Below are 3,524 nucleotides of genomic sequence, written 5' to 3' on the forward strand. Positions count from 1 at the left end.
CGGCTTCGAGGAGGAGGAGCGCTACGTCTTCACCCAGGGCAAGGGCGAGGGGCGCACCCTCATCGTCAAGCGCGTCGTCTACTACCTCGCCGAGGCGCTCACCTCCGAGGTGCGCATCTCGCACGAGGCGGAGGACTTCCGGTGGGCCACCTTTGAGGAGGCCCAGCGCCTCCTCCGCTTCCCCAGCAAGCGTATCGTCCTGGAGCGCGCCGACCAGATGCTCGCGCGCATGACGCTGGCTCCCGACACCGTCCCCGCTCAACTCACCTGACGACCCACGAACGAGCGGCCCCGGCACATCCGCCGGGGCCGCTCGCTTTTTCTCTCTGCGCCTCCGCGTCTCCGCGTGAGGCCGCAGTTGCTTTTCACCGCGGCGGCGCCGGACGAGCGCTGTCGGCGGGCGCGGGCGGCGGCGTGGGCGTGGCAGCACGGCGCGGGCGCCAGAGGGCGGGATAGTACGCGCGCACACCCAGCTCCAGGCGCGTGTCCGCGGGCGCGCCGCCGGTACCGGCGACGGTGCGGCCGTACAGCAGCGACACCTCGGCGGGGAAGGGAGCCCGCCCGGCCGCGTACGCCCCCACCGTCGTGTAGCTCGCGCCCAGCCCGAAGCGGTGCGCCGTCCGCCCCCCGATCAGCTCGATGGGCCCCAGCAGCTCCGAGCCTTCGCCGGAGTACGTCGTCGCGCCCGCGATCTCCAGGCGGTACTGCGCCGCGAAGGAGAGCTCGTTCGTCAGGCGGTAGCGCGGCGTGAGGCTCGCGCCGATGCGCATGCCCGGCTCGCGGCGCAGCACGCGCGTCTGCGTGGTGTCGGGGAAGGGGTTCTCGGCGCTGAAAGCCAGCCGCGTGACGTTGGCACCGAGCAGAAGTTGCGCATCCGCCGCGCCCGTCACCCACCAGCGCCGCGACGGGAACCAGTCGCCCGCTACGTCGCCCGCCACGCCGAAGTGCCCGCGCAATCCCGGCTCTTCCAGGAGGAAGAGCGTGTTCCCCAGCTTCCCAGTGGGGAGCCTCACCCGCGCGCCCAGCACCGCGCGGAAGCCGCGCACGAAGGTGGAGTCGTCCGGGACCGCCCACGCCGGCGCCGTGCCGGCCACGCGGAAGCGCGCGCCCAGCTCCACGTCGCCGAGCTGGTAGCCGGAGCCGGCGGTGCGGCGGGTGAGCGCGTCGAGCTCCTGCGGCGTGAGCCGGCCGGCGCGCGTGGCGTCCGCCACCAGCTCCTGGATGGAGACTCCGCGCGTCGGCAGGGCGAGCGAGTCGCCGGCACCGGCGCTGCGGGCGTTGAGCCGCTGGCGCAGCGCGGTGGCGGCGTCGGTCCCCTGCACGGGTAGGAAGGGGCTGCGTCCCAGCGCGCGGAACGACGTGTCGACACGGGAGAGGAGCTGGCCGTTCAGCTCGACGTTCGGATTCAGGCCGATGGTGCCGTCCTCCAAAAAGATCCCGCGAACCGAGGTCTGCCGCCGCGTGACGGGGAGCGTCGCCTCCACCGTAAGACGGCTGGTGAGGCCGAGCGCGGCGGTGATGGGGACGTCGCGCGTGTCGCCGGAAAGGAGCGCGCGGACGCTGCCGCCGCCCAGGCTCGCGGTTTCCACGGGGGTGCCGGTGGCCGCGAAGAAGGTGTTGAGGCGCGTGCGCAGGGGACCGAGCTCGGGGGCGGTGAGCGCCTCGGCGCGCGGCTGAAGGAGCGTCTCGAAGGCGCCGCCCAGCGCGTCGCCGCCGCCGAAGCGCTCGTCGTAGCCGGAGAAGATCCCCAGCACGCGCACCTCCAGCATGCCGCGCGGAAGCACGCGCGCGTCGGGGCCCTGCGCCTGCGCGGCGCCGGCGGCGAGGAGGAGGGCGGCGGCTGCGGTGCGGAACGGCTTCATCGGCTGCGGCAAAGGGGCGGTCGGTTGGGGCGCGCGCGGCGGCTCCGCGGCGGCAGGAGGGTAGCGGGGCGGGGGCTCGGCTGTCAACGCGGCGCGGCCCGCGAACCGCGCCGCCGCGCGGGGGCGGGGGTTGACCGCCCCGGAAACGGGGTGTATCTTAGCGCTCCTTTTCGCGGGAATAGCTCAGTTGGTAGAGCGCAACCTTGCCAAGGTTGAGGTCGCCGGTTCGAGCCCGGTTTCCCGCTCTTTGCGCGCGAAGGACATGGCGCCGTGGCCAAGTGGTAAGGCAGAGGACTGCAAATCCTCGACCCCCGGTTCGAATCCGGGCGGCGCCTCTGAACGCCCGCGGCGGTCACGACGGGTTGACGGATGCAGGTGTAGCACGTAGTTTTTTGGTCTTGCGCCCCGTTCGTCTAGTGGCCTAGGACAACGCCCTCTCACGGCGTAAACAGGGGTTCGATTCCCCTACGGGGTACTGTAAAAATCTGGGGGAAAATGGGTCAGGGCCCCGCAGGCAGCAGCCCACCCCCTGGCGCGGGCGCGGTGCAAGCCGGCCCGCGATACGGTCGATTAGCTCAGTTGGTTAGAGCGCTCGCCTCACATGCGAGAGGTCCGGGGTTCGAGTCCCTGATCGACCACTTCACTCGAAGTCCCGCCGCAGCGGCATGCTGGGCGGGATTTCTCGTATCCAGAGGCTTCCCCCATGGCGATCCCCTTTCCCGAGCGTCCTCCCGAGCCGCCGCAGGAGCCGCGCACCCTGCGTACGGCGGTCATCCTGGCGCTCCTCTTCGGCCCGCTCGGCCTGCTCTACGTGAGCGTCCCCGCGGCCCTCTTCCTCTCCTTCACGGCGGTCGTCGTCGGCCTCTTCACCGTCGGCACCGGCCTGATCGGCGTCTGGGCGCTCTCCGTCTTCGTCGCCGTCGTCCTTACCTGGGAACTGAAGTAAGGAACAGCTGGGCCTCACGCGGAGACGCGGAGACGCGGGAGAACTGCAAGAGATAGGGCTGAGACAGAAAATCTCTCTCTGCCGTTCTTTCTCTGCGTCTCCGCGCCTCCGCGTGAGACTTGCTGTTCCTACTCGCCAGGCGAAAGCTTGCGCTCGTCGTCGGGGAGCGCGTCGCGGACGCGGGGGTCGCGGGCGAGGTCCTCGATGGGTGTGGCGAGCTTGCGCGTCCAGGCGCTGAACTCGGACGGGGGCACGCCCGGTACGTTCACCGGCTCCGCCTCCCCCACCAGGTCGTCCAGGCTCAGGCCGACCAGCGCGGCGGGGGTGCGGGAGAGGAAGGCGTGCACGGCGCCCCGTAAAGCAGCGCCGCTGCCGGGATGCTCGGGGCTCGGAAGCACGCCCTCGGCGGCGAGGCGCTCAAGGATGGCGCGGCGCTCCTGCACCCGGTCCTTCCGCTGCTCCTCGGCCGCTTCGTCGCTCGGAATCACGCCCACCTCGCGCTTCACCTCGATGTCGCGCCCGCGCCAGAAGCCGGCGAGGGTCGGCATGTCGTGGGTGTTGGCCGTGGCCAGCGACATGGGCTCGTACTCGGCGGCGGGGCGGAACCGGTCGCCCTCGCGCTCGAAGTAGAAGACGAGCGACGAGAGGACGCCCCAGCGCCGGAGCACCGGCGGCACCTCGGGGGGCACGGTGCCCAGGTCCTCGCCCACCACCAG

Annotated in this window: 4 protein-coding genes and 4 tRNA genes; 6 read left to right on the forward strand and 2 right to left on the reverse strand. The window is 71.9% G+C overall.

Translation table 11 applies throughout. From position 1 onward, the window contains the following. Positions 1-271 (forward strand): hypothetical protein (locus tag VF647_19520; protein HEX8454282.1); only part of this gene is annotated, 271 nt, incomplete at its 5' end. Positions 272-365: 94 nt separating this feature from the next. On the opposite strand, the gene VF647_19525 is transcribed toward VF647_19520, so the two are convergent. Next, a complete protein-coding gene (locus tag VF647_19525) occupies positions 366-1,862 on the reverse strand; it encodes a hypothetical protein (protein HEX8454283.1) in 1,497 nt (498 codons plus the stop codon). Between the two features lie 172 nt (positions 1,863-2,034). Between VF647_19525 and VF647_19530 the strand changes: the two genes are divergently transcribed. The 5 genes from VF647_19530 to VF647_19550 all read left to right on the forward strand — a co-directional run bounded on the left by VF647_19530 (position 2,035) and on the right by VF647_19550 (position 2,808). Continuing rightward, positions 2,035-2,107 (forward strand) — tRNA-Gly (locus VF647_19530). Positions 2,108-2,126: 19 nt separating this feature from the next. Next, positions 2,127-2,197 (forward strand) — tRNA-Cys (locus VF647_19535). 67 nt (positions 2,198-2,264) lie between these two features. Further along, positions 2,265-2,337 (forward strand) — tRNA-Glu (locus tag VF647_19540). Between the two features lie 89 nt (positions 2,338-2,426). After that, positions 2,427-2,500 (forward strand) — tRNA-Val (locus VF647_19545). Positions 2,501-2,565: 65 nt separating this feature from the next. Further along, positions 2,566-2,808: a hypothetical protein gene (locus VF647_19550; GenBank protein ID HEX8454284.1), complete on the forward strand. Its 243-nt coding sequence runs from the start codon at positions 2,566-2,568 to the stop codon at positions 2,806-2,808. A gap of 128 nt (positions 2,809-2,936) precedes the next feature. Here the strand turns inward: VF647_19550 and VF647_19555 are convergent. Then, positions 2,937-3,524 (reverse strand): 4-alpha-glucanotransferase (locus VF647_19555; GenBank protein HEX8454285.1); only part of this gene is annotated, 588 nt, incomplete at its 5' end.

The sequence above is a fragment of the Longimicrobium sp. genome (assembly GCA_036387335.1).
GTDB lineage: Bacteria > Gemmatimonadota > Gemmatimonadetes > Longimicrobiales > Longimicrobiaceae > Longimicrobium.